Source organism: Variovorax defluvii (genome assembly GCF_039541515.1).
GTDB classification, from domain to species: Bacteria; Pseudomonadota; Gammaproteobacteria; order Burkholderiales; family Burkholderiaceae_C; genus Variovorax; species Variovorax defluvii.
Map to the genome: position 1 here is coordinate 146,510 of NZ_BAABGJ010000080.1, position 25,086 is coordinate 171,595.

Below are 25,086 nucleotides of genomic sequence, written 5' to 3' on the forward strand. Positions count from 1 at the left end.
GTGACAGCCGGAGATCAGTGAAATTGCTCTTCCTCGGTCGAGCCGGTGAGCGCCGTCACGCTCGACTTGCCGCCCTGGATCACGGTGGTGACTTCGTCGAAATAGCCGGTACCGACTTCCTGCTGGTGCGACACGAAGGTGTAGCCGCGGTCGCGGGCCGCGAACTCGGGCTCCTGCACCTTCTCGACATAGGCGGACATGCCGCGCTGCACGTAGTCCTGGGCCAGGTCGAACATGTTGAACCACATCGAGTGGATGCCGGCCAGCGTGATGAACTGGTACTTGTAGCCCATGGCACCGAGCTCGCGCTGGAACTTGGCGATGGTGGCGTCGTCGAGGTTCTTCTTCCAGTTGAAAGACGGCGAGCAGTTGTAGGCCAGCATCTTGCCGGGATGCACCTTGTGCACGGCCTCGGCAAACTTGCGGGCGAACTCGAGGTCCGGCGTCCCGGTCTCGCACCACACCAGGTCGGCGTAGTGCGCGTAGGCGATGGCGCGCGAGATGGCCTGATCGATGCCCTTCCTCGTCTTGTAGAAGCCCTCGGCGGTGCGCTCGCCGGTCAGGAAGGGCTTGTCGTTCTCGTCGTAATCGCTGGTCAGCAGATCGGCCGCCTCGGCGTCGGTACGCGCGATGACCAGAGTGGGCGTGCCGCAGACGTCGGCGGCCATGCGTGCCGCAATCAGCTTCTGCACCGCCTCAGTGGTGGGCACCAGCACCTTGCCGCCCATGTGGCCGCACTTCTTGACCGAGGCCAGTTGGTCCTCGAAGTGCACGCCGCCGGCACCGGCACGGATCATGGCCTTCATCAGCTCAAAGCCGTTGAGCACGCCGCCGAAGCCCGCTTCGGCATCGGCCACGATGGGCGCGAAGTAGTCGACGTAGCCCTTGTCGCCCGGGTTCGTGCCCTTCGACCACTGGATTTCATCAGCGCGGCGGAACGTGTTGTTGATGCGCTCGACCACGGTCGGGACCGAGTCCACCGGATAGAGCGACTGGTCCGGATACATGGCCGCATAGCTGTTGTTGTCGGCGGCGACCTGCCAGCCCGACAGGTAAATCGCCTTGATGCCGGCCTTGACCTGCTGCATGGCCTGGCCGCCGGTCAGCGCTCCGAGGCAGTTGACGTAGGGCTCGTTGTTCACCAGGTCCCAGAGCTTTTCGGCGCCGCGGCGTGCGATGGTGTACTCGATCGGGAAGGAGCCGCGCAGGCGCACCACGTCGGCAGCGCTGTAGCCGCGCTTGATGCCCTTCCAGCGCGGATTGGTCGCCCACTCTTTCTCGAGGGCAGCGATCTGTTGTTCGCGGCTCAGTTGTTCGGTGATGGTTTGAGGCATGGTCACTCCAAGGTTCAAGGGTTGATTGATTGAGAGGTGGGCGTGCGCCCTTGGGAACCCACTGTACGCGAGCATCTCCTGTCTTATGTCTTATAGAAGAGTTTTTTTTGACCCAACAAAATCAACGAGTTACATCAACTTTTCTCAATGCGATAATAGTTTTCTCATATCAAGAAAAAATAGTGCGGCGCAGCATTCGGCAATTTCGCGATGCGCAACCAACTTCTCATCATGAAAAAGGCGGCGCACGGTCGAGCCAGTTGCCTGAGGTGATCGCGGGTCTGCCCACGATGCGCGAGGGATGGATTTCGTAGACGAGGCAGTCGATCTCCAACGCGCCGACCCGCACCCGCAGTTCGCGCTTGATGTACTCGCCGCTGTCGTCGGGCCGCACCCCCTCGAGCACATCGAGCTGCGCTTCCAGCGCCGGATCGATCGCGTAGACCTCGCCGGTCAACACGCCGTCGCCGCCGAGCACGGCGCCCGGATAGCTGCCGAGGTCATAGAGGGTGCCGGCAACGCTGGCCGCGCCCACGAAGCGCGCCGGCGGATCGAAACGCGCGATGTCGTTGCGCCCACCACGGCGCAAGGTGCCGTAGACGAAAACGTGGCGTGAGGCGCAAGGGGATTGGGGCATGATCATCGGCTCGGTTTGCAATCGCCCCAGTCTATTGAACACTGCCCACCCCGCAACCGGCCGTCTCCTTGCCTACGGCTGCCTGGCCCTCAGCATGTCGCTGGTCGGCAGCTATGTCGCTCTGTCCAAGCCGCTGGTGCTCGCCTTCCCGGTCTTCCTGCTTGCATGGCTGCGCTTCGGCATCGCGGCGCTCGCGATGCCGCACTGGCTGCGCCGCCCGCCCGACGAGCCGTCGATGAGCACGCGCACGCGCGGCCTGGTCTTCCTCGAGTCCTTCCTGGGCAATTTCCTGTTCTCGATCTGCATGCTGTTCGGCGTGAGCATGACCACGGCCGTGTCGGCGGGCGTGATCATGGCCTCGATCCCGGCCGTGGTGGCAATCGGCAGCCGCGTCTTCCTGCGCGAGGCCATCACGCGGCGCACCGCGCTCGCGATCGCCTGCGCGGCGGGCGGCATCGGTCTGCTCGCCATCGCGCCGGCCCAGTCCACCGCGCATGCCGGCGGCACAGGCACACCCTCGATACCCTGGCTGGGCAACGTGCTGGTTTTCTGCGCCGTGCTCTGCGAAGCCGCCTATGCGGTGATCGGCAAGTCGCTCACCGGCAAGCTGAGTCCCAAGCGCATCTCTTCGCTGATCAACCTCTGGGGCTTCCTGCTCTCCACGCCGCTGGGCCTGTGGTTCGCGCTGCGCTTCGACTTCGCCGCCGTGCCGCTGGGCCTCTGGGGCCTGCTGGTGGTCTACGCGCTGGCCGCCAGCATCTGGACCGTGTGGCTCTGGATGACGGGACTCAAGCGCGTGCCGGCCTCGCAGGCGGGTGTGTTCACGGTCATGCTGCCCGTGAGTGCAGCACTGATCGGCGTGCTCGTGCTCGGCGAGAGCTTGTCGCTGCTGCAGGTCTGCGCATTCGCGTTCGCGCTGCTTGGCGTGGTGCTCGCGACATGGCCTGCACGACGTCGATGAGGCGCTGCGAGCCTGCTCGAACTCTCTCGATCCCACTCCAGAGGGACAAGGACCACTTCTCCCCTCTGAAAAAACAACAGCCCCCAATGAAAAATCGCCGTTTTCCCTTGGAAACGCGTTTCTTCTCCTTTAGCATCCGCAGTGCCAGTGGAGACAGCGTTTTCATTGGTGAAGACTGTCCAATCCAAAAAAGGAAATCAACCATGGCAACTGCAAAGAAGGCTCCGGCCAAGAAAGCACCTGCAAAGAAGGCTGCTCCCGCGAAGAAGGCAGCCGCTCCGGCAAAGAAGGCTGCTCCGGCGAAGAAGGCGGCACCCGCCAAGAAGGCCGCTCCGGCGAAGAAGGCTGCAGCCAAGAAGGCCGCCCCCGCCAAGAAGCGCACCCCCAACGCCGCGTTCATGAAGGCCCTGACCCCCAGCCCGGCGCTCGCCGCCGTCGTGGGCTCGACGCCTCTGCCGCGCACCGCCGTCGTGAGCAAGCTGTGGGACTACATCAAGAAGAACAACCTGCAGGACAAGGCCAACAAGCGCAACATCAACGCCGACGCCAAGCTGAAGGACATCTTCGGCAAGCCGCAAGTCTCGATGTTCGAACTGGCCTCGCTGATCGGCAAGCACGTCAAGTAAGCCAAGGCGCCTTGGGCGCTCACATCAAAAAGCCGGCGCAAGCCGGCTTTTTTTCTTTTCTGTTTGCCGACTGCGCGAGCCGGCTTCCTTCTTCGGGCGAAAGGCGCAGGCCTCAGCCACGCGCCTGCGCCGCCTTCGTCAGCGCGGACAGCGTGCCGCGCGTGGTGATCACCTCGGGGTCCAGCGGAATCTCGATCAGCGTGCCCGTGTCGGCAGCCAGCGCACGCAGCAGCGTCGCCTCGAACTGCGAAGTCTCGGTCACGCGTTCGGCCGCGTACCCGTAGGCACGGGCCAGGGCGCAGAAGTCGGGGTTGGCCAGGGCCGTGCCGCTCACCTTGGCCGGGTACTCGCGCTCCTGGTGCATCCGGATCGTCCCGAACATGCCGTTGTTGAGCAGCACGATGATGCTCTTGCCACCGTGCTGCGAGGCCGTGGCGAGTTCCTGCCCGTTCATCAGGAAGTCCCCGTCGCCGGCGATCGTGAAGGCGATCCGGCCGGTCGTGAGGTTCGCCGCGATGCCGGCCGGCACGCCGTAACCCATGGCCCCGCTGGTGGGCGCGAGTTGCGTCTTGTGGCCTTTCGCGAGCCCGTGATAGCGGAAGTAGCGATGGACCCAGCTCGCGAAATTGCCCGCCCCGTTGGTGATGGCGGCATCCTCCGGCAGGTGTTTCTGCAGGCAGCTCACCACGGCAGCCAGGTCGACCGCCCCGCGCGGCATCTCGGCGGGCAGCCCCTCCAGCGCCTGAGGCTCCAGGTTGGCGAGGTAGTCGGCATGCAGCTGCGCCGTCCACGCCTCCCAATGCAACTCCGCAGGGGGGCTTAGCACTTCCAGGCTGCGCGCCGCAGCGCTCATGCCGGCGTTGATGGCCAGATCGGCCTGGTAGACGCGGTTCAATTCCTCCGCGCTGGCATGGATGTGGACCAGCGTCTGCTTCGACCTCGGCGCCTCGATGAGCGTGTAGCCTCCGGTCGTCATCTCGCCCAGGCGCGGCCCGATGGCCAGCACCAGATCACTTCGCCGCACATGCTCGGCCAGCTTCGGATTGATCGCGATGCCCACGTCGCCCGCGTACTGCGGGTGATGGTTGTCGAAGGTGTCCTGGAAGCGGAAGGCATTCGCCACCGGCAGCTTCCAGCTCTCGGCGAAGCGCTGCAGCGCCTGCGCCGCCTGCACGGTCCAGCCGCCGCCGCCCGCGATCACCAGCGGCCGCTTCGCCTTCACCAGCAGCTCGCGCAGCGTGCGCAGTGCACCCGGGTCGCTCCAGGGCTGCACCGCTTCCACGCGGGCCAGCGGGCGCGCGGAGGTGGTCCGGCGGAGCATGTCCTCCGGCAGCACCAGCACGACGGGGCCGGGGCGCCCGTTCATCGCGGTGGCGAAGGCACGGGCCACGTACTCCGGGATGCGGTCGGCATCGTCGATGCGCTCCACGCGCTTGGCGAAGCCCTTGGTGCTGGGTCCGAAGAAGCTGGCGTAGTCGACCTCCTGAAAGGCCTCGCGGTCGCGGAAGTCGCTGCCGACGTCGCCGACGAAAAGCACCATCGGCGTCGAATCCTGGAAGGCGTTGTGCACGCCGATCGAGGCATTGGTGGCGCCGGGCCCGCGCGTCACGAAGCAGATGCCGGGCCGGCCGCTGAGCTTGCCGTGCGCCTCGGCCATGAAGGCGGCGCCGCCCTCCTGCCGGTTGACGACGAAGCGGATGCGGTCCCCATACGCATGGAAGCCGTCGAGCACCGCCAGGAAGCTCTCGCCCGGCACGCCGAAGGCCAGTTCCACGCCCTGTTGAATGAGACATTCGACGATCAGGTGGCCTGCGGGTTGGGACGAACTCATGAAGGAATGCCTCTGCTGCAATATCGGAAGCGGCGATTATCCGCACCCCTCGGAACGCTTGCGTTAATTCTCCAACTGGTTAAATTCCGCCCCATGAAAGCAGCCCCTTCCCCTGCACTCGCCGAGCCGCGCTCGCGTGACGCCGACCGCTCCCAACTCGCCATCCTCGCCTCGGCCCGCGACGAGTTCGCGCAGCGCGGGCTGGCGGGCGCGCGCATGGACAGCATCGCCGAGCGTGCCGGGCTCAACAAGCGGCTGATCTACTACTACTTCGGCAGCAAGGACGACCTGTTCCTGGCCGTCCTGGAACGAACCTACGCCGACATCCGCGAGGCCGAGCAGCAACTGCACCTGGACGAGGTGGAGCCGGTGGAGGCGATCCGCCGCCTGGTCTCCTTCACCTGGCACTACTACCTCGACCACCCCGAGTTCATCACGCTGCTCAACAGCGAGAACCTGCACCGTGCCGCTCACCTCAAGCGCTCCGAGCGCATCCAGGAAATGAACTCGCCGCTGGTGCAGCTGCTGGACGGCGTGCTCGAACGCGGCAGGCGCGACAAGCTGTTCCGAGCGGGCATCGACCCGGTGCAGCTGTACATCTCCATCGCCGCGCTCTGCTACTTCTACCTGTCGAACAACGACACGCTGTCGACCATCTTCGGCCGCGACCTGCGCGCGCCGAAAGCCATGGCGCAGCGCCTCTCCCACATGACGGATCTCGTGCTCGGCTACGTGTTGCACTGATACGGGTATCTCCTAGGACCGGGCCGTTGACGGGCTCGCAAGCGCGTTCCTAGAATGACTAATTCACTTTTTGGTGAATTGCATTCGAGACGTCGACGCGCCCACGACAAAGGAAACACCCGTGCCAAGCACCACCCGCCGCCACGCCCTCATCGCCGCCATGGCCCTCTGCACCGCGCTGGGAGCCGGCGCGCAGGGCGCCTACCCCAACAAGCCGATCCGCGTGATCGTGCCCTTCGCCGCCGGCAGCACCACCGACATCATTGCCCGTGCCATCGCCGACAAGATGGGCGCCAGCATGGGCCAGTCGCTGGTGATCGACAACCGCGGCGGCGCCAGCGGCACCATCGGCCAGCAGGCGGTGGCCACGGCCGCGCCGGACGGCTACACGATCATGATCCACTCGTCGTCGCACACGGTGAGCCCGTCGACCTTCGCCAAGCTGCCCTTCGACACAGTCGCCGACTTCGCCGGCATCACGCCGATTTCCTCGCTGCCGAACGCGCTGGTGATCTCGCCCTCGAAGAACATCAAGACGCTGAAGGACCTGGTGGCGACCGCCAAGGCCAAGCCCGGCAGCGTCAACTTCGCCTCCGCGGGCCAGGGCAGCGCCACCCACCTGAACGCCGAGAAATTCAAGATGGCCGCCGACATCGACGCGACCAACATCCCCTTCAAGGGCTCGGCCGAGGCCGTGACCGAGGTGCTGGCCGGCCGCGTCGACTACTACTTCTCGCCCATCGCCCCGGTGATCGGCCAGATCAAGGACGGACAGCTGCTGGCCCTGGCCGTGGGATCGCCCAAGCGGGCGGCCGCGCTGCCGGACGTGCCCACCACCGCCGAGGCCGGCGTGCCCGGGTCCGAGTTCAACTTCTGGATCGGAATGATGGCGCCGGCCAAGACGCCGCGCGAGATCGTCAACCGCCTGCACGACGAGGTGGTCAAGGCGCTCGCCAGCCCCGAGGTCAAGGAACGCTTCCTCAAGCTCGGCGCCGATGCCTGGACGCTCAAGCCCGAGCAGTTCGACGCCTACATCAAGGAAGAAATCGCCAGCAACGCCAGGCTGGTGAAAGCCGCCGGCCTCGCGCCGCAATGACCCGCCCACCTCCTTCTCGCCCGACCTTCTGACATGGCCACCCAACGACTCGGACTCATCATGCACGGCGTCACCGGACGCATGGGCATGAACCAGCACCTCATCCGCTCCATCTGCGCCATTCGCGCGCAGGGCGGCGTCACCCTTTCCAACGGCGACCGGGTGATGCCCGACCCGATCCTGATCGGGCGCAATGCCGAGAAGATCGAGGCGCTGGCCAAGGCCCATGGCATCGGGCGCTGGGGCACCGACCTGGACGCGGCCCTGGCCGACGCGCAGGACACCGTTTTCTTCGACGCCGGCACCACCCAGATGCGCCCCACGCTGTTGGCCAAGGCCATCCGCGCGGGCAAGCACGTCTACTGCGAAAAGCCGATCGCCACCAACCTCAACGAGGCGGTGGAGATCGCCCGCCTCGCACAGGAAGCCGAAAAGACAAGGGGTCTCAAGCACGGCGCCGTGCAGGACAAGCTCTTCCTGCCCGGCCTGCGCAAGCTCGACATGCTGCGCCGCGCCGGCTTCTTCGGCCGCATGCTGTCGGTGCGCCTGGAATTCGGCTATTGGGTGTTCGAAGGCGACCTCCAGCCGATCCAGCGCCCCTCGTGGAATTACCGCAAGGAAGACGGCGGCGGGATGATCCTGGACATGATGTGCCACTGGCGCTACGTGCTGGACAACCTGTTCGGCGAAGTGAAGTCGGTGTCCTGCATCGGCGCCACGCACATCCCGAAGCGCTGGGACGAGGCGGGCCGACCCTACGAAGCCACGGCCGACGATGCCGCCTACGCCACCTGCGAGCTGACCGGCCACAACGGCGAACCGGTGATCGCGCAGCTCAACATGAGCTGGGTCACACGCGTTCGGCGTGACGACCTGGTGACCTTCCATGTCGACGGCACCGACGGCTCGGCGGTCGCCGGCCTGTCGAGCTGCCGTGCGCAGTCGCGGGTGGCCACGCCGCGGCCGGTGTGGAACCCGGACGAGAAGCAGACCATGAACTTCTTCGACCAGTGGCAGGAGATCCCGGACTCTCAGGTCTACGACAACGGCTTCAAGCTGCAGTGGGAGCATTTCATCCGGCACGTGGTGGAGAACGCGCCATACAAGTGGACGCTGCCCGAAGGCGCCAAGGGCGTGCAGCTGGTGGAGGCCGCGCTGGCGAGCTGGCAGGAGCGCCGCTGGATCGACGTGCCGGCGCTGAAGGTCTGAGCGCGCCATGGCCCTGTCTCTCACCCTTCCCACTGCCGCCGGCGGCTTGGCGGCCTACACGCTGCGTGGATCGGCGCCGGTGCGCCCCCCGGGCGGCGTGCAGTTCAACCGCATCGCCTATTCCGCCGCGCACGTCGTGGCCGACCCGCTCGCCGCGATCGACCCGTGGCTGCAATGCGCGGTGGACTGGGACGCCACCATCGCCTACCGGCGCCACCTCTGGTCGCTGGGGCTCGGGGTGGCCGAAGCCATGGACACGGCCCAGCGCGGCATGGGCCTGGACTGGCCGACCTCGCTGGAATTGATCCGCCGTTCGCTCGATGCCGCGAAGGATGTGCCGGGCGCCTTCGTGGCGTCCGGCTGCGGCACCGACCACCTGAGCCTGATCGACGTGAAGGACGTGGACCACGTCATCCAGGCCTACGAGGCCCAGATGGCCGCGATCGAGGCGCTGGGCGGCAAGCTGATCGTGATGGCGAGCCGCGCGCTCGCACACGTGGCCAAGGGCCCGGCGGACTACGAACGCGTCTACGACCGCATCCTGCGCCAGGCCCGCCAGCCGGTGATCCTGCACTGGCTGGGCGACATGTTCGACCCGGCCCTGGCGGGCTACTGGGGCACGAAGGACATCGATGCCGCCATGGACACGGCCCTCGGCATCATCGCGGCCCACCCGCACAGGGTCGATGGCATCAAGATCTCCCTGCTCGACAAGGACAAGGAAATCGCGATGCGCCGCCGCCTGCCGCCGGGCGTGCGCATGTACACGGGCGACGACTTCAACTACGCGGAGCTGATCGCGGGCGATGGCGCCGGCACGGAGCCCACGCACGCCAAGAGCGACGCGCTGCTGGGCATCTTCGACGCGATCGCTCCGGCGGCGAGCGCCGCGCTGGGCGCGCTGGCGCAGGGCGACACGGCGGGCTTCCACGCCATCCTCGGCCCGACGGTGCCCCTGTCGCGCCACATCTTCGCGGCGCCCACGCGCTTCTACAAGACCGGCGTGGTGTTCATGGCCTGGCTCAACGGCCACCAGCAGCACTTCACGATGGTGGGCGGGCAGCAGAGCACGCGCTCGTTGCAGCACCTGGCGGAGCTGTTCCGGCTGGCCGACCACGCCAACCTGCTGGCGCAACCGGATCAGGCCGTCCGGCGCATGAAGACGCTGCTGGCGCTGCACGGCGTCGGCAACTGAAGCAACACCGCCGAGATCGCCATGTCATTGCCCGACCGCATCGAGGATCCGGACCAGCTCGAAGAGCTGCTCTCGCGCCCCTCCGAGGCGCTCCAGCGGTCGCTGGCGCGTGTTCCGGGCGACATCCTGGTGCTTGGCGTGGGCGGCAAGATGGGCCCCTCGCTGGCGCGCATGGCGAAGCGCGCGAGCCGGGCGCACCGGGTGATCGGCGTGGCGCGCTTTTCCGAGCCCGGCCTGCGCGCCCGGCTCGAGGCCGACGGCATCCACTGCATCGAGGCCGACCTGCTCGCGCGCGAAGCGCTTGCCGCCCTCCCCGATGCGCCCAACGTGGTCTTCATGGCCGGGCGCAAGTTCGGCTCCTCCGGCAGCGAGTGGCTGACCTGGGCGATGAATGCCCACGTGCCGGCGCTGGTGGCCGAGCGCTTTCAAGGCTCGCGCATCGTCGCCTTCTCCACCGCCTGCGTGTATCCCTTCGCCGACGTACGCGGGGCGGGCGCGGCCGAAGAGGTCGCACCCACGCCGCCGCCCGGCGAATACGCGAACTCCTGTGTCGCGCGCGAGCGGCTGTTCCAGCACTTCTCGCACCTGCACGGCACGCCGGGCCGCCTGATCCGCCTGTCCTACGCGATCGACATGCGCTACGGCGTGCTGCACGACCTGGCGCAGAAGCTCATCGCGCGCGAGCCCATCGACCTGGCCATGGGCCACGCCAACATCATCTGGCAGGGCGAGGCCAACGACTGGGCGCTGCGCGCGCTGGCCCATTGCGACACGCCGACCTCGCCGCTCAACCTCAGCGGCCCGGCCATCGCGATCCGCGAGGCCGCGGAGGGCCTGGCCGAACGGCTGGGCGTGACGCCGGCCTTCACCGGCCGCCCCGCGGACACCGCCTGGCTGGTCGATTGCCGCCGAGCCTTCGAACTCTTCGGCCCGCAGCAGGTCGGCCTTTCCCGCATGCTGGACTGGACCGCCGACTGGGTGCGGCGCGGCATGGCGAGCCTGAACAAGCCCACGCACTTCGAAGCGCGCGACGGCCGGTACTGAAAGCCATGCACCGCACGCAGATCCCCGCCGCCTCCCTGTCGCTGCTGCGTCGCGGCACGGTGATCCCGGCGCACCTGCTCGCGCTCGACGCGAACCGGCGGCTGGACGAACGCCGCCAGCGCGCCATGAGCCGCTACTACCTCGATGCCGGCGCCGGCGGCCTGGCGGTGGGTGTGCACTCGACCCAGTTCGCGATCCGCGAGAAGGGCCTTCACAAGCCGGTGCTCGAACTCGCCATGCACGAGGCGCAGCACTGGGAGCCGCTGGGTGGCCGGCGCCCGCTCTTCATGATCGCCGGCCTGGCCGGCCCGACCGCGCAGGCCGCCTCGGAGGCCGAGACCGCCCGCGCGCTCGGCTACCACGCCGGCCTGCTGAGCCTGGCGGCACTGCGAGGCGCCGACGAGGACGCACTCATCGCCCATTGCCGCGCCGTGGCCGAGGTGATGCCGCTGGTCGGCTTCTACCTGCAGCCCGCCGTCGGCGGCCTGCACCTGCCGGTGAGCTTCTGGCGCCGCTTCGCCGCCATCGACAACGTGATCGCGATCAAGATGGCGCCCTTCAGCCGCTACCGCACGCTGGACGTGGTGCGCGGCGTGGTCGAGGCCGGCGCCGAAGACCGCATCACCCTCTACACCGGCAACGACGACCACATCGTGCTGGACCTGCTCGCGCCCTTGGTGCTGATGCGCGAGGGGCAGCCGGTCACGGTGCGCATCCGCGGCGGCCTGCTGGGCCACTGGAGCGTGGGAACGCGCCGCGCGGTCGAGCTGCTCGCGCGCATCCACGAGGCCGTCGCCGCGGACGCGGTGCCGATGCAACTGCTGGCGCTCGACGGGCAGGTCACCGACTGCAACGCGGCCCTGTTCGACGTCGACCACGATTTCCGCGGCTGCATCGCCGGCTGCCACGAGGTGCTGCGGCGCCAGGGTTTGCTGGAGGGCATCTGGTGCCTGGACCCGCAGGAAGGCCTGAGCCCCGGCCAGGCCGACGCGCTGTCCCGCGTGCACGACGCCTACCCTCATCTCCACGACGACGATTTCGTCGCCGCGAATCTCGCGCGCTGGCTCGGCTAGCGCGCGCCCGTCCTGTTTCACGCATCCCGTTTCCCAGTCCAACTCATCCACAGGAGACACCATGCAGAAGCGCCGACTGATTCGAAGCATCGCCCTGGCTGCCGCGTTGGCGGCGCTGGGCTCGCCCGCACTGGCCCAGGACTGGAAGCCCTCGCGGCCCGTCACCATCATCGTGCCCTGGGCCGCCGGCGGCTCCACCGACCAGGTGACGCGCGTCACGGCGGCGGAGATCGAGAAGACGCTCGGCCAGAAGGTGGTGATCGTCAACCAGCCCGGCGCCTCCGGCTCCATCGGCAGCAAGAGCGCGCTCGACGCACCCAAGGACGGCTACACCTGGACGGCCGGCGCGGCGCAGGACCTGGGCGCCTACGAGACGCTGGGCATGCTCAAGACCAAGATCAGCGACTGGCACCTTTTCCTCAACGTCGCCAATGTGCAGGTGATCGGCGTCAACGCCGGCGCGCCGTACAAGACGGCCAAGGAGCTGCTGGACGCCATGAAGGCCAAGCCCGGCCAGATCAGCGTGGCCACCGCCGGCGTGACCTCGGCCGGCCACAACGCGATGGAGCTGATCGCCAAGAGCACCGGCGTCAAGTACCGGCACGTCACCTACGACGGGGGCAACCCGGCGGTCGTGGCCACCGTGGCAGGCGAGACCGAAGTCACGACCCAGCTCGCGGTGGAGCAGGCCGACATGATCCGCGGCAAACGCATCCGCCCGCTGGCCACCGTGAGCGACAAGGCGCTGGAGCTGGAGGGCTACGGCACCATCGAGCCGCTGTCCAAGACCCTCGATGGCTTCAAGGCGCCGGCCAACTACTTCGGCATCTTCATTCCCAAGGGCGTGCCCGACGAGGTGGTGAAGACCGTCGAGAAGATCTGGGTCGACAACATCTCGAAAAGCGAGGTGCTGAAGAAATATGCCACCAGCCGCGGTGCCCTCTTCGCGCCGCTGCACGGCGCCGAGGCCCAGACCGCCGTCACGCCGGCCATCCAGGCCAACACCTGGCTGCTGTTCGACAGCGGCAAGGCCAAGGTCTCGCCCGAGACGCTCGGGATCGCCCGGCCGTGACCGCGCAAGCCGAACGCGAAGCCGCCGCGGCCGCCGACGCCGCAGCGGTGGCGGCGCACGAACGCAAGACCTCACCGCGCGCCGACCTCTGGCAGGCGATCGGCTGGATCGTGTTCGGCATCGCCACCACCATCGGCGCGCTGCGCATGGACCGGCTGGAGAAGCAGGACATCAACCCTTACACGGTACCCGGCCTGCTGCCGGGCTTCCTGGGCGGAGCCATCGTCTTCTTCGGCCTGCTGATGCTGTGGCGCTCCTGGCGCCGGCTGGCTCAGCATCCGCACGTGCCGCACCCGCGCACCGCCGCCGACCGCGCCGAGATGAAGCGCATGTGGACCGTGCTGGTGCTGTGCGTCGGCTTCGCGCTCGGGCTGGTGGGCCATGGCCTGCCCTTCTGGGCGGCGGCCGCGGTCTTCGTCACCGTGACCGTCGGCCTGCTGCAGTTCGCCGAGCGGGGCGCGAAGAACCAGCGCCTGCGCGGCCTGGCCGTCGCGCTCGCGGTGGGGCTGGGGTCGGGCATCGTCATCACGCTCGTGTTCCAGGAGTTCTTCCTGGTGCACCTGCCCTGAATCACATCCGGAGGAGTTCGCATGCTCGAAGGCCTTCAGATGCTGGGGCACTCGTACCTCGGCTTCCTGAACTTCTGGTCCATCGTGTACGGCCTGGGCGGCGCGCTGCTGGGCATCCTGGTGGGCTGCATGCCGGGGTTGTCGGCCACCCTGTGCATCGCGCTGCTCACCACGCTCACCATCAAGATGGCGCCCAACGACGCGATCCTGATCCTGATCTGCGCCTACGTGGGCACGCTCTACGGCGGCAGCCGCAGCGCGATCCTGCTCAACATCCCCGGCACGGCGGCCAATGCGGCCTCCTGCGCCGACGGCTACGCACTGGCGCGCAAGGGCGAGGCCGGCCGCGCCATCGGCATCGCGACCTCGGGCGCCTTCACCGGCACCTTGTTCGGCGTGCTGTGCCTGGCGATGTTCACGCCGGCGCTGGCGGAGATCGCGCTGTCCTTCGGCGCCTTCGAGTTTTTCTGGCTGGCGCTGTTCGGTGTCGCCATGTCCGGCAGCATCGTCGGCGAGGACCCGATCAAGGGCTGGCTGATGGGCTGCCTGGGCCTGCTGCTGGCGCAGGTGGGCCAGGAGGGCCTCTACGCCTACGACCGCTTCACCTTCGGCTGGGACGAGCTCTCGGGCGGCATCGCGCTGATCCCGGCGCTGATCGGCGCCTTCGGCTTCGCGGAGGTGCTGACCTCGCTGGCCGATCCCATCGAGCGCAAGATCGTCGAGATGAAGGACTCGGTGCTGCCGCGCTTCCGCGAGGTGTTCCAGTACTGGCGCACCGTGATCCGCTCGGGCGTGATCGGCGTGGTGACCGGCATCCTGCCCGGCATCGGCGAGGACTCGGGGGCCTGGATGTCCTACGCGGCGGCGAAGTCGGTGAGCCCCGAGCGCGAGCAGTTCGGCAAGGGCTCGATCGACGGACTGATGGCGGCCGAGACCGGCGACATGTCGGCCATCCCCGGCGGCATCATCCCGGCGCTGGCGCTGGGCATCCCCGGCTCGGCACCGGCGGCGGTGCTGATGGCGGCGATGATCATCCACGGCATCCAGCCGGGCCCCATGCTGATGATCAAGACGCCGCAATTCGTCTACGACGTGGTGGCGATGACCACGCTGGCCACCATCAGCATCCTGATCTTCGGCCTGTTCCTGGTGCGCCCGCTGCTCTATGTACTGCGCGTGCGGCGCACGGTGCTGATGCCGGTGATCTTCGTGCTGTGCACGGTGGGCGCCTTCGCCATCGCTTCGCGGCTGTTCGACGTCTACGTCATGCTGGCGATCGGCATCGCGGCCTTCTTCCTGCGCCGCCGCGGCTACGAGATGGCGCCGCTGGTGCTCGGGCTGGTGCTGGGCGAACTGCTGGACAAGAGCCTGCGCCGCGGCCTGGTGCTGTCGGACGGCAGCCTCGCGCCCTTCTTCACCCGGCCCATCTGCGCCGTGCTGGCGGCCGTCACGCTGCTGACGATGCTGATGTACATCCCGGCCGTCAACCTGCGCATGCGCCGGGCCTGGGGCGGCGCCAAGCGCATGGTGTGGCGCCGCAGCGCCTGAAGAAGTTCGACTGCCATGAAGATCGCGCTGTGCAACGAGGTCCTGAAGGAACTGCCCTTCGCCGAACAATGCCGCGCCGCGGCGGCAATGGGCTATGACGGGCTCGAAGTCGCGCCCTTCACGCTGGCCGACGACCCGATGGCGATCAGCGACGCGCGGGCACGCGAGTTCGGCCGCATCGCGTCCGACCACGGGCTGGCGGTCAGCGGCCTGCACTGGCTTCTGGTGGCGCCCGCCGGCCTCTCGATCGTGAGCGCCGATGCCACCCTGCGCCAACGCAGCACGGCGGTCATGCAGCGCCTGGTCGAGCTCTGCGCGCTGATGGGGGGGCGTTATCTGGTGCACGGCTCGCCGCGCCAGCGCAGCGTGCCGCCGGGCGAATCGCGCGAGGCGGCGCTGGAGCGGGCCCGCACGTGCCTGGCCGCCACAGCGAAGTCGGCAGAGCAATGTGGCGTGACCTACTGCATCGAGCCTTTGTCGCGCGCCGAGACCGATCTCGTCAACACGGTGGCCGAAGCGGTCGACCTGGTGCAGGCCATCGGCTCGCCCGCCTTCAGGACCATGATCGACTGCAGCGCCGCGGGCCAGACGGAGCAGGAAGACATCCCCGCCCTCATGCGGCGCTGGATGCCCGCCGGCCACATCGCCCACGTGCAGGTGAACGACCCCAACCGCCGCGGCCCCGGCCAGGGCGGCATGCGGTTCGCGCCCATCCTGGCCGCGCTGCGCGAGATGCGGGCCGCGGGCTACTACCACGGCATCGTCGCGGTGGAACCCTTCGACTACGTGCCGGACGGCATGGGCTCGGCCGCCCGCGCCATCGGCTACCTGCGCGGGCTGGAGGAGGCGGCCGCCCATGGCTGAAGCACCCCGCTTCGCGATCCGCGAGATTGCCCTCTTCGAACGGCCCGTCGTGCTGCGCCTGCCCTTCCGCTTCGGCGTGGTGACGCTGACCGAATGCCCGCAGGCTTTCGCGCGTGCGCGCATCGAACTGGCCGACGGCCGCAGTGCCTGGGGCGCCGCGGCCGAGCTGATGGCGCCCAAGTGGTTCGACAAGAACCTGGCGCTCAGCAACGAGGACAACTTCGACCAGTTGCGCCGCGTCACCGCGCTGGCGCGCGAGGCCTATCTGGGCGATGCATCGGCGGCCGGCGCCTTCGGGCATTTCGCGCGCCACCACGAGGCGCATCGGCAGGCCTGCGAGAAGCTGGGCTTCAATCCGCTGCTGGCCAGCTACGGCCCGGCCCTCATCGACCGCGCCGTGCTCGACGCGCTCTGCCGCGCGCTGGGCATGTCCTTCCAGGCCGCCATCCGGGGCAACGTGCCGGGCATCGGCCCGGCACATCCGACCTTCGCCGGCCTGGACTTCGACGCCTTTCTTGCCGGCCTCGCGCCGGCTGCGGGCATCGAGGTGCGACACACCGTCGGCATGGTCGACGCGATCGGCGCCGCCGACTTGAAGGCGCCGGCGGCAGACGGCTTGCCCGAGACGCTGGAGCAGGTCATTCAACGCTACGGCCACCGTTACTTCAAGCTGAAGGTCGGCGGCCGGATCGACGAGGACCTGGCCCGGCTCGAAGCCATCGCCGCCGTGCTGGACCGGGCCGCGGCGCCCTACTTCGCCTCGCTGGACGGCAACGAGCAGTACGCCGATGCGGCCGGCATCGCCGAGCTGCTGGCGCGCATCCGCGAGACGCCGGCGCTGACGCGCCTGCACGAGGCCATTCTCTTCGTCGAGCAGCCGATCGCGCGCAAGCTGGCGCTGGACGTGGACCTGCGCGGCACGGACATCGGCAAGCCGGTGATCATCGACGAGTCCGACGGCGAGCTCGACAGCTTCGTGCAGGCCCGCGCGCGCGGCTATGCCGGCGTGTCTTCCAAGACCTGCAAGGGCTTCTACAAGTCGCTGCTCAACGCGGCGCGCTGCGCCGCATGGAACGCGCAGGGGTCGCAGCCGCGCTACTTCATGTCGGCGGAAGACCTGACCACCCAGGCCGGCCTGGCGGTGCAGCAGGACCTGGCGCTGGTCGATCTGCTCGGCATCACCCACGTCGAGCGCAACGGCCATCACTACGTCGACGGCATGGCCGCCCTGCCGCCGGCGGAGCAGCAGGCCTTCCTCGATGCGCACGGCGATCTCTACGAGCGCTCGCAGGGCGCCGTGCGCCTGCGCATCCGCGACGGGCGGCTGGCGCTCGGATCGCTGGCCTGCACCGGCTTCGCCAGTGCCGCGATGCCCGACTTCGATGCGATGACGCCGCTGGGCGGCTGATCCATCCTTCCGCTCTCCTTATTCCGTTCCCAAGCCAAGAGCTCTTCCCTCATGCGCGACTTCTCACGAGACCACGAGTGGCTGTCCATCAATACCGCCACCATCCGCAAGCAGCAAGGCGCCGAGGTGCCGCTCGATCGCCTCATCGACCAGTGCGCCGCACAGGGCATCCGCGCCATCAGCCCCTGGCGCGACCAGGTGGCCGCGGTCGGCCTCGACCGCATCGCGCAACAGTTGCGCGCGCTCGACATCGGCCTGTCAGGCTACTGCCGCGGCGGCTTCTTCCCCGCGCCGGACGCGGCCGGCCTGAAGGCCGCACTGGAAGACAACCGCCGCGCCATCGACGAGGCGAAGACATTGAACGCCCCCTGCCTGGTGCTGGTGGTGGGCGCCCTGCCCGGCGCGCTCGACGGCAAGGTCCACTACAAGGACATTGCCCGCGCGCGCAGCGAGGTGCGCGACGGCATCGCCGCCTCGCTCGACCATGCGCGCGAGGTCGGCATGCCGCTGGCCATCGAGCCGCTGCACCCGATGCAGGCCGCCGACCGCGCCTGCGTCAACACGCTGGAGCAGGCGCTGGACCTGTGCGACGAGCTCGACCCGCAAAGGACCGGCATGCTGGGCGTGGCACTCGACATCTACCACGTGTGGTGGGACCCGAAGCTGCAGCAGCAGATCGCCCGTGCCGGCCGGCAGCGGCTGCTCGCCTACCACGTGTGCGACTGGCTCACGCCCACGCGCGACCTGCTGAACGACCGCGGGATGATGGGCGATGGCGTGGTGGAGCTGCGCAAGATCCGCGGCTGGGTCGAGCAGGCGGGCTTCGCCGGCTACAGCGAGGTCGAGATCTTCTCCGCACTCGACTGGTGGCAGCGGCCCGGCGCGGAGACGCTGGCCACCTGCATCGAGCGGCACCGCAGCGTGGTCTGACCGCGCGCCTGCGGGGGGCCGCTCGCCGTGCTGCAATGCACCGCATGGACGCCACCACCCTCGACGACCTGCGCCGCCGAGCGGGCAGAAACTGCGGCGGATGACGGTGGTTCTGCACGGCGACATCCCCGCCGCCGAGATGCCGGGCAAGCCCCCGCGCCGCGCTCGGGTCTGCCGCGCAGGGGACAGCGCCACGTCCACGCGCCTTCTAGAATCGCCGGGCTGCCGCGCGCGAGCGTGGCGGCAAAGCGTTCTCAGGGCGGGGTGGAATTCCCCACCGGCGGTGATGGCGACCTGTTCGCACGAGCCCGCGAGCGCCCGCAGCGTGCAATGCGCCGCGGGGTCAGCAGACCTGGTGAGATCCCGGGGCCGACGGTCACAGTCCGGATGAAAGAGAGCGCGAATCCGTCGCCGGGTGGGTGCGCACGCGCACCCGCCGGGTCTCGGGCTCGTGCGCCCTGATTCAGGCAATCCTTCTGAAAAAGGCAAACCATGAGTCAGATCAACGACCTTCCCCTCTGCGCCGTGACCGCGTCCGAAGGATCGCGCGGCCAGCGCATCGCCTTCGTGCAGGCGCAATGGCATTCCGACATCGTCCACCAGGCGCGCGACGCCTTCCTCGAGGAGATGCAGCGCCAGGGCGTGCCCCTGGAGCGCATCGACGTCTTCGACGTGCCCGGCGCCTTCGAGATCCCGCTGCACGTCAAGCGCCTGGCCCGCTCGGGCCGCTACGCCGGCATCGTCGGCTGCGCGCTGGTGGTGGACGGCGGCATCTACCGGCACGAGTTCGTCGCCAGCACGGTGGTGAATTCGCTCATGACCGTGCAGCTGGAGACCGACGTGCCGGTGTTCTCGGCCGTGCTCACGCCGCACCACTTCCACGAGCACGTGGAGCACCGCAAGTACTTCCACCGCCATTTCGCGGTCAAGGGCACCGAGGTGGCCGAGGCCTGCGTGAAGACGCTGGCGGCGCTGCGGCAGGTCGACGCGCTGCTCGCGGCCTGATCCGACGCCGGGGACGCCGGCCGGCGTGTAGGCTGGCGGCATGAACGCCGAAGCCAACCGCCCCTATCGCCTCTACGGCGGCCCCGGGTCCGGCGCCACGCCGGTCCACGCCGCGCTCACCCTGATCGGCGCGCCCGTCGAGGCCATCGACGTGGCGCCGTGGGAAAGCGAGGCCGAGCGCAACAAGCTGCTGCCGGTGAATGCCATGCGGCAGGTGCCGGTGCTGGAGCTGCCTTCGGGCGAGCTGATGACCGAAAGCGCCGCCATCCTGATCTGGCTGGGCGACCGCCATCCCGAGGCCGGGCTGGCGCCGTCCGTCGACGATCCGCGCCGCACCCAGTACCTGCGCTGGATGAGCTTCATCCCCGCCGCCATCTATTCGATGTTCTGGGTGCGCGACGAGCCCTCGCGCCTCGCGGCCGATGCCCGGGCCGAAGCCGTGATCAAGGAACGCACCGCCGAGCGCATCGCCGAATGCTGGCGGATCATGGATGCGCAGATGCCGCGCGGCACGCCCTACCTGCTGGGCGCGCACATCGGCATGCTCGATCTCTACGTGACGGTGGTGTCGCGCTGGACGCCGCGACGGGTCCGCTTCTACCGCGAGGCGCCCCGCATGGCCGAGGTGGTACGGCGCGTGGACGCGGACCCGCGCCTGGCCGACTTCTGGGCCGCGCGTTTCCCCTTCGACGAACACTGGGAAAGCCAGGGGCCCTGAACGTGCGCGCTCAACGCGACAGCAGCACCGGCAGCGAGGACGACAGCAGCGCCACGCCCGACAGCGTCAGCAGCCCCAGCACGATCTGCCGGAAGCGCGCCTCGCTGATGCCGACGTAGAGACGCGCCCCGAGCAGCACCGGCACCAGCACCGCCAGCGCGACGATGCCGAGCAGCGGCAGCATGCGCAGTTCGACCAGGCCGGTGCCGAGGTACACGGCGAAGGCCACCGCGAGCATCGAGAGATTGAAGTTCTGGACCACGGCGCGCTGCCGGTCCTTGTCCAGGCCTCGCAGCGTGCACCACAGCGTGGGGAGGGCGCCGGTGAAGCCGCCGAGACCGCCGCAGACACCGCCGAGCAGGCCGACCACGCCATCGGCCACGCGCCCGCCAGCGCGCACGCGCGGCAGGTTGCGCGCCATCAGCATGGCCGGGCACCAGATCACCAGCAGCCCGCCCAGGCAGGCCTTGAAGAGCGGCACGTCCAGCCGCGGCAGCAGCCACACGCCCAGCGGAACCCCCACGAGGCCGCCCAGCACGAAGGGCAGCAGCAGCGCGCGGTCGAAGCCGCGGCGCACCGTGACGGCGGCAATCACCTGGCCGGTCAGCCCGCCGAAAGTGGCGAGCACCGCGGCCAGCTTGGGCTCCACGGTCCAGGCCCAGAGGGACATCGCCACCAGGCTGAAGGCAAAGCCCGACAGCCCCTGCACGAAGCCGGCCACGACCGCGCCGAGCGCGACGATCAGGTAGAGCGAGGAGGCCAAGCGCCCGCGCGTCGCCGCCCGTTCAGGCGGAAGCCGGAACCAGGGCCTCGCGCCGGACGCGGCGCACGTTGAGCGCACTGGCGATCAGCACCGCCTGCACCACGGCCAGACCGACGATCACGCTCACGTACTGGCGGTGGTCCATCAGCCGGCCGAAGATCAGGGGCGCCACCGCCTGGCCGATGTCCAGCCCGGCGTAGACCACCCCGTAGACGCGGCCCGAGGCATTGGCCGGTGTCGAACGCTTGACCAGCAGGTCGCGCGAGGGGCCGGCGATGCCGGCGGCGAAGCCCATGGCGCCGAACAGGACCGGCACCAGCACGGGCGGGAAGGTCGCCAGCGCCAGGACCAGCGCGACCACCGCAGCGGCGCCGAAGGACAGGCCGACGATGCGCTCGCAGCGCGCCGGGTCCGAGGCCAGGAAGCCACCCACCAACATGCCGCCGGCGCTGGCCACCATGTAGACCGTCAGGCAGATCGCGATCAAACCGACCGGCACGGCGTGCAGATGGCCGGCCGCCGCCGGTGCGAAGGTCTGCACCACGCTCAGCGCCATCGCATAGAAGAAGAAGAAACCGAAGCACATCCACACGGCCGGAATCTTGAGGAAGCCCAGCTCGCCGCCGGCTGCCGCATCGGCGCCGGTGGCCTTGTGCACGGCCTTCACGTCCAGCGACAGCGCGGCGCGGTTGAACCACAGCACGAGCAGCACCACCAGCGCCAACAGGCCCGCCGACGCCAACGCCACGCGCCAGGAGAAGGCGATCGCCAGCGGCACCACGAAGGCGGGCGCCAGCGCCCAGCCCAGGCTGCCGGTGATGCCATGCACGCTGTAGGCGTGGCCCAGCCGCGTCGGTGCGACCTTGCGGTTGAAGAGCGTGTAGTCGACCGGATGAAAGACCCCGTTGCCGACGCCGGCCACCACTGCACTCGCCAGCAGCATCCAGTAGTTCTGCGCCAGGGCGTAGCCGATCGCCGCCAGCGCCAGCAGGCCCAGCCCCACGAAGAGCACCGGCCGCGGCCCCAGCCGGTCGACCACGAAGCCGGACGCCGCCTGCACCACGCAGGAGACCACGAAGAAGACCGTCAGCACGGCGCCGAGTTCGGTATAGCTGACGTGAAAGGCATCCTTGAGCCAGGGAAAGAGCGGCGGCAGGACCAATTGGCTGAAATGGCTGATGGCGTGGGCCAGGCCGACCAGGGTGATCAGCTTGGCGTCCGATCCCAAGGTGTTGGACGCGGCGGAGGCATTGGAGGAAGACATGAATTGCAACGAGAAACCGGGGCAGGCTCGATCCTAGTCGGGACGGCAACGGCAGAATGGCGATACAGAGACAACATTTGTCGAAATCATGCCGTCGACTGATTTTTTGGCCGCGCCCGCTTCGTGGCCGGCCTCTTCCGCACCTGCAGCGCCGCCGGCCCAGGTGGTGAGTCCGCTGACGCCACATCTCTACGCGCCCGATGCGCTGCGGCCGCTGCGGGCCAAGGAGCACTTCCTCAAGGCAGACACCTTCGTCGAACTGCACACCCATCCCTGGCCTCAGCTGACCTTCTCGACCCGCGGCGTGATCCGGCTGAGCACCGAGGACGGCAGCTACATCGTGCCGCCCTCGCGGGCGCTCTGGGTGCCGGCCGACATGTCGCACAGAATCACGCTCATCGAAGACGCGGAGCTGCGCACCGTCTATCTCCACAGCTGGCTCGGCCCGCCCTGGGACAAGTGCGAGGTGCTGGAAATCAGCCCCCTGCTGCGCGCCCTGATGCTGGCGCTGGACACCACGCCCGACGGCTTGCCACCGGCCGATCCCCATGCGGCGCAGCGCGAGCGCTGGATCGCGCCGCTGCTGGTCGACGAGCTGGAGCGCGCGACGCAGATCCGCATCGACGTGCCGCTGCCGGCCAACAAGCGCCTGCGCCAGCTGTGCGAAACCTTGCTGCGCAACCCGGCCGGCCGCGCCACCCTGGCCGAGCGCGCGCAAGCCATCGGCGCCAGCGAGCGCACGGTGGCGCGCCTGTTCCGCGACCAGCTCGGCATGAGCTGGCAGCAATGGCGCCAGCAGGCCGTGCTGGCCCATGCGTTGCCCTTGCTGGCGCGCGGCATGGCAGTGAGCCAGGTCGCCTCGGCCAGCGGCTATGCGACGGACAGCGCGTTCTGCGCGATGTTCAAGGCAGCGACGGGGCAGTCGCCGACGGCGTTTCAGCACAAGAAGAAGGCGTAGAGGGAGGCTGGCGTTCCTGGCAGGGCGCCTGAGGCACGAGCCCCGGCCACTTTCGTATCATCGGCGGGTGCACCCCGAACCCTCCCCTGCGGTGAAGGCATGGCCCTGAACCGCGACCAGCTCGTACGCTGGCTCCCCTTCCTTGGCTGGCCCCGTCCCAGCCGCGCGCTTCTGACCGGTGAGGCCCTGGCCGGCATCACGGTGGCGTTGATGGTGATCCCGCAGGGCGTGGCCTATGCGGCGCTCGCCGGCATGCCCCTGGTGACCGGCATCTACGCCTCCCTCCTGCCCGCCCTCATCGGCGTGCTGTTCAGCGCATCGACCCGGCTCTCGGTCGGCCCGACCGCGCTGTCCAGCCTGCTGGTGGCGGCCTCGCTGGGCCCGCTCGCGATCCCGGGCAGCGCCGAATGGGTGGCGCTGGCGGTGTGGCTGTGCTTCATGTCAGGTGCGATCCAGCTGGTCCTCGGCCTCGGCGGCTTCGGCTGGGTTCTTCGCCTGGTCAACTCGCCGGTGCTGATGGGCTTCACGCAGGCGGCGTCGGTGCTGATCATTCTGTCGCAGGTGCCCTCGCTGTTCGGCTTCACCGGCCGCAGCATGGGCCAGTTGCTGCACGGCGCGCCGCCCGACTTCCTGGCCATCGCCTTCGGGCTCGGCAGCATCGCGGCGCTGTGGGTTGCCAAGGAGCGCTGGCCGCGCTTTCCGGCGGCGATGGTGGTGGTGGGCGCCTGCGCCGCCATCAGCGCGGCCATCGGCTATGCGCTGCGCGGCGGGGCCGTGGTCGGCACCCTGCCCTCCGGCCTGCCCGCCTTCTACTGGCCCGGGACCCAGCCACTGGGCACCTTCGGCGCCCTGCTGCTGCCCGCGCTGATGATCACGCTGGTCAGCTTCCTGGAGACGGCGTCCAGCGCCAAGGTGGACAACGCCCGTGCCGGCAAGCTCTGGAACGAAAACCAGGACCTGATCGGCCAGGGCCTGGCCAAGATCGCCTCCGGCTTCTCGGGCGCCTTCCCGACCAGCTCGTCCTTCTCGCGCTCGGCCATCAATCTCTATGCGGGTGCGCAAACCGGCTGGGCCACCGTGTTCTGCGTGGTCCTGATCGGCGCCGCGCTTTTGTGGGCCATGCCGCTGCTCTACCACGTGCCGCAGGCGGTGCTGGCGGCCATCGTGGTCATCGCCATGCTGGGACTGGTGCGGCCCGGGCAGTTCGTCTCGCTCTGGCGCATCTCGCGGGTGGAGGCAGTGACGGCGCTGGTCACCTTCGTGCTCACCATCGCGACCTCGCCCTCGATCTACTGGGGCGTACTGGCCGGCCTGCTGATGAGCCTGAGCCACTACATGTACCGGCACCTGCACCCGCGCATCATCGAGGTGGGCCTGCATCCCGATGGCAGCCTGCGCGACCGCCATCTCTGGAACCTGCCGCCGCTCGCGCCGCAGGTGCACGCGATGCGCATGGATGCCGAACTCGACTTCGCCACCGCGAGCACGCTGGAGCGCGCCATCACCGTGCAACTGGCCATGCGGCCCGGCCTCACGGACGTCTGCCTGTTCGCGCAGCCGATCAACCGCATCGACGTGACGGGCGCCGAGGTGTTCGGCTCGATCCGCCGGCTGCTGGAATCCAAGGGCGTGCGCCTGCACCTGAGCGGCCTCAAGCTGCCCGCGCAGCAGGTGCTGGAACGCGCCGGCCTGCTGGCGCCGGGGCCCATGCTCGCCATCTACCGAACCGACGCGGAGGCGCTCGCCGCGCTGGGCTACTTGCCCGCGCCGGACCGGGAAGAGGCGCCCTCGCTCAGTCCCGCACCGGCCTGCGCTGACTCTTGACTTCCGAGCGCTGACGCTTCGCTTCGCGCCGGCGCTGCACCGAAGCCCGCGTGGGCCGGGTCGGCCGCCGCACCAGCGGCGGGTGCGTGGCGCGGTCGACCAGATCCTGCAGCCGCGCCAACGCATCGGCGCGGTTCATGTCCTGGCTGCGATGGCGCTGGGCCTTCAGCACCAGCACGCCCTCCCGGGTGATGCGGCGGTCGCCCGAGGCGAGCAGGCGCTCCTTGACCTCCTGCGGCAATGAACTCGCCGGGATGTCGTAGCGCAGGTGCACCGCGCTCGACACCTTGTTCACGTGCTGGCCGCCCGCCCCTTGTGCGCGCACGGCGCTGAGCTCGACTTCCAGGGGATCGACGAGGAGGGGCGAGCGAAGCGCGGACATGTGCCATTCTCATCCCAGCCACAAGGGTCGA

At 68.9% G+C, this 25,086-nt stretch carries 24 protein-coding genes and 1 riboswitch; of the genes, 18 read left to right on the forward strand and 6 right to left on the reverse strand.

Annotated features, from left to right (window positions below; all coding sequences use genetic code 11):
- Positions 1-14: 14 nt before the first annotated feature.
- Positions 15-1,334, reverse strand: a complete 1,320-nt coding sequence (gene aceA, locus ABEA07_RS23505; protein WP_345540913.1) for an isocitrate lyase — start codon at positions 1,332-1,334, stop codon at positions 15-17.
- A gap of 229 nt (positions 1,335-1,563) precedes the next feature.
- Positions 1,564-1,971: a gamma-glutamylcyclotransferase family protein gene (locus tag ABEA07_RS23510; protein WP_345540914.1), complete on the reverse strand. Its 408-nt coding sequence runs from the start codon at positions 1,969-1,971 to the stop codon at positions 1,564-1,566.
- Positions 1,972-2,065: 94 nt separating this feature from the next.
- Between ABEA07_RS23510 and ABEA07_RS23515 the strand changes: the two genes are divergently transcribed.
- Together ABEA07_RS23515 and ABEA07_RS23520 are read left to right on the forward strand one after the other, a co-directional pair.
- The gene (locus ABEA07_RS23515; RefSeq protein WP_425584166.1) at positions 2,066-2,932 is read left to right on the forward strand and encodes a DMT family transporter; all 867 of its coding nucleotides are present in this window, start codon (positions 2,066-2,068) and stop codon (positions 2,930-2,932) included.
- Between the two features lie 203 nt (positions 2,933-3,135).
- A complete protein-coding gene (locus ABEA07_RS23520; protein ID WP_345541400.1) occupies positions 3,136-3,558 on the forward strand; it encodes an SWIB/MDM2 domain-containing protein in 423 nt (140 codons plus the stop codon).
- Positions 3,559-3,670: 112 nt separating this feature from the next.
- Here ABEA07_RS23520 and ABEA07_RS23525 read toward each other — a convergent pair whose 3' ends face one another.
- On the reverse strand, positions 3,671-5,389 hold the full coding sequence (locus tag ABEA07_RS23525) for a thiamine pyrophosphate-binding protein (protein ID WP_345540916.1): 1,719 nt from the start codon (positions 5,387-5,389) through the stop codon (positions 3,671-3,673).
- A 93-nt stretch (positions 5,390-5,482) separates the two neighbouring features.
- Here ABEA07_RS23525 and ABEA07_RS23530 point away from each other — a divergent pair, with 93 nt between their 5' ends.
- The 14 genes from ABEA07_RS23530 to ABEA07_RS23595 all read left to right on the forward strand — a co-directional run bounded on the left by ABEA07_RS23530 (position 5,483) and on the right by ABEA07_RS23595 (position 19,864).
- Positions 5,483-6,133, forward strand: coding sequence for a TetR/AcrR family transcriptional regulator (locus ABEA07_RS23530; protein ID WP_345540917.1), 651 nt, complete (start codon positions 5,483-5,485; stop codon positions 6,131-6,133).
- 160 nt (positions 6,134-6,293) lie between these two features.
- Positions 6,294-7,229, forward strand: coding sequence for a tripartite tricarboxylate transporter substrate binding protein (locus tag ABEA07_RS23535; RefSeq protein ID WP_345541402.1), 936 nt, complete (start codon positions 6,294-6,296; stop codon positions 7,227-7,229).
- 33 nt (positions 7,230-7,262) lie between these two features.
- Entirely contained in the window at positions 7,263-8,438 is a 1,176-nt protein-coding gene (locus ABEA07_RS23540) for a Gfo/Idh/MocA family protein (RefSeq protein WP_345540919.1), read from the forward strand.
- A gap of 7 nt (positions 8,439-8,445) precedes the next feature.
- Positions 8,446-9,633, forward strand: a complete 1,188-nt coding sequence (locus ABEA07_RS23545; RefSeq protein WP_345540920.1) for a dihydrodipicolinate synthase family protein — start codon at positions 8,446-8,448, stop codon at positions 9,631-9,633.
- A gap of 21 nt (positions 9,634-9,654) precedes the next feature.
- A complete protein-coding gene (locus ABEA07_RS23550) occupies positions 9,655-10,677 on the forward strand; it encodes an NAD-dependent epimerase/dehydratase family protein (protein ID WP_345540921.1) in 1,023 nt (340 codons plus the stop codon).
- Positions 10,678-10,682: 5 nt separating this feature from the next.
- A complete protein-coding gene (locus tag ABEA07_RS23555; protein WP_345540923.1) occupies positions 10,683-11,750 on the forward strand; it encodes a dihydrodipicolinate synthase family protein in 1,068 nt (355 codons plus the stop codon).
- Between the two features lie 61 nt (positions 11,751-11,811).
- The gene (locus ABEA07_RS23560; protein ID WP_345540924.1) at positions 11,812-12,822 is read left to right on the forward strand and encodes a Bug family tripartite tricarboxylate transporter substrate binding protein; all 1,011 of its coding nucleotides are present in this window, start codon (positions 11,812-11,814) and stop codon (positions 12,820-12,822) included.
- Positions 12,819-13,391, forward strand: a complete 573-nt coding sequence (locus tag ABEA07_RS23565; protein WP_345540925.1) for a tripartite tricarboxylate transporter TctB family protein — start codon at positions 12,819-12,821, stop codon at positions 13,389-13,391. The genes ABEA07_RS23560 and ABEA07_RS23565 overlap by 4 nt, the downstream gene beginning before the upstream one ends.
- 21 nt (positions 13,392-13,412) lie before the next feature.
- Complete coding sequence (locus ABEA07_RS23570) at positions 13,413-14,939, forward strand: tripartite tricarboxylate transporter permease (protein WP_345540926.1); 1,527 nt, start codon at positions 13,413-13,415, stop codon at positions 14,937-14,939.
- A gap of 15 nt (positions 14,940-14,954) precedes the next feature.
- Positions 14,955-15,803 carry a sugar phosphate isomerase/epimerase family protein gene (locus ABEA07_RS23575; RefSeq protein WP_345540927.1) on the forward strand — a complete coding sequence of 283 codons (849 nt, stop codon included), beginning with the start codon at positions 14,955-14,957 and terminating at the stop codon, positions 15,801-15,803.
- Positions 15,796-17,211 carry an enolase C-terminal domain-like protein gene (locus ABEA07_RS23580; RefSeq protein WP_345540929.1) on the forward strand — a complete coding sequence of 472 codons (1,416 nt, stop codon included), beginning with the start codon at positions 15,796-15,798 and terminating at the stop codon, positions 17,209-17,211. The genes ABEA07_RS23575 and ABEA07_RS23580 overlap by 8 nt, the downstream gene beginning before the upstream one ends.
- 51 nt (positions 17,212-17,262) lie before the next feature.
- On the forward strand, positions 17,263-18,141 hold the full coding sequence (locus ABEA07_RS23585) for a sugar phosphate isomerase/epimerase family protein (protein WP_345540930.1): 879 nt from the start codon (positions 17,263-17,265) through the stop codon (positions 18,139-18,141).
- A gap of 246 nt (positions 18,142-18,387) precedes the next feature.
- Positions 18,388-18,544, forward strand: a riboswitch (FMN riboswitch).
- A gap of 89 nt (positions 18,545-18,633) precedes the next feature.
- Entirely contained in the window at positions 18,634-19,146 is a 513-nt protein-coding gene (locus tag ABEA07_RS23590) for a 6,7-dimethyl-8-ribityllumazine synthase (protein WP_345540931.1), read from the forward strand.
- Between the two features lie 40 nt (positions 19,147-19,186).
- Positions 19,187-19,864: a glutathione S-transferase family protein gene (locus tag ABEA07_RS23595; RefSeq protein ID WP_345540932.1), complete on the forward strand. Its 678-nt coding sequence runs from the start codon at positions 19,187-19,189 to the stop codon at positions 19,862-19,864.
- 10 nt (positions 19,865-19,874) lie between these two features.
- Here ABEA07_RS23595 and ABEA07_RS23600 read toward each other — a convergent pair whose 3' ends face one another.
- Positions 19,875-20,627 (reverse strand): sulfite exporter TauE/SafE family protein, encoded by a 753-nt coding sequence (locus ABEA07_RS23600; RefSeq protein WP_345540933.1) that lies wholly within the window; start codon positions 20,625-20,627, stop codon positions 19,875-19,877.
- 22 nt (positions 20,628-20,649) lie between these two features.
- The gene (locus tag ABEA07_RS23605; protein ID WP_345540934.1) at positions 20,650-21,891 is read right to left on the reverse strand and encodes an MFS transporter; all 1,242 of its coding nucleotides are present in this window, start codon (positions 21,889-21,891) and stop codon (positions 20,650-20,652) included.
- 88 nt (positions 21,892-21,979) lie between these two features.
- Between ABEA07_RS23605 and ABEA07_RS23610 the strand changes: the two genes are divergently transcribed.
- Positions 21,980-22,849 (forward strand): AraC family transcriptional regulator, encoded by an 870-nt coding sequence (locus ABEA07_RS23610; protein ID WP_345540935.1) that lies wholly within the window; start codon positions 21,980-21,982, stop codon positions 22,847-22,849.
- Positions 22,850-22,948: 99 nt separating this feature from the next.
- The gene (locus tag ABEA07_RS23615) at positions 22,949-24,673 is read left to right on the forward strand and encodes a SulP family inorganic anion transporter (RefSeq protein ID WP_345540936.1); all 1,725 of its coding nucleotides are present in this window, start codon (positions 22,949-22,951) and stop codon (positions 24,671-24,673) included.
- Here the strand turns inward: ABEA07_RS23615 and arfB are convergent.
- Complete coding sequence (gene arfB, locus ABEA07_RS23620; RefSeq protein ID WP_345540938.1) at positions 24,642-25,055, reverse strand: alternative ribosome rescue aminoacyl-tRNA hydrolase ArfB; 414 nt, start codon at positions 25,053-25,055, stop codon at positions 24,642-24,644. The genes ABEA07_RS23615 and arfB overlap by 32 nt on opposite strands.
- Positions 25,056-25,086 lie beyond the last annotated feature (31 nt).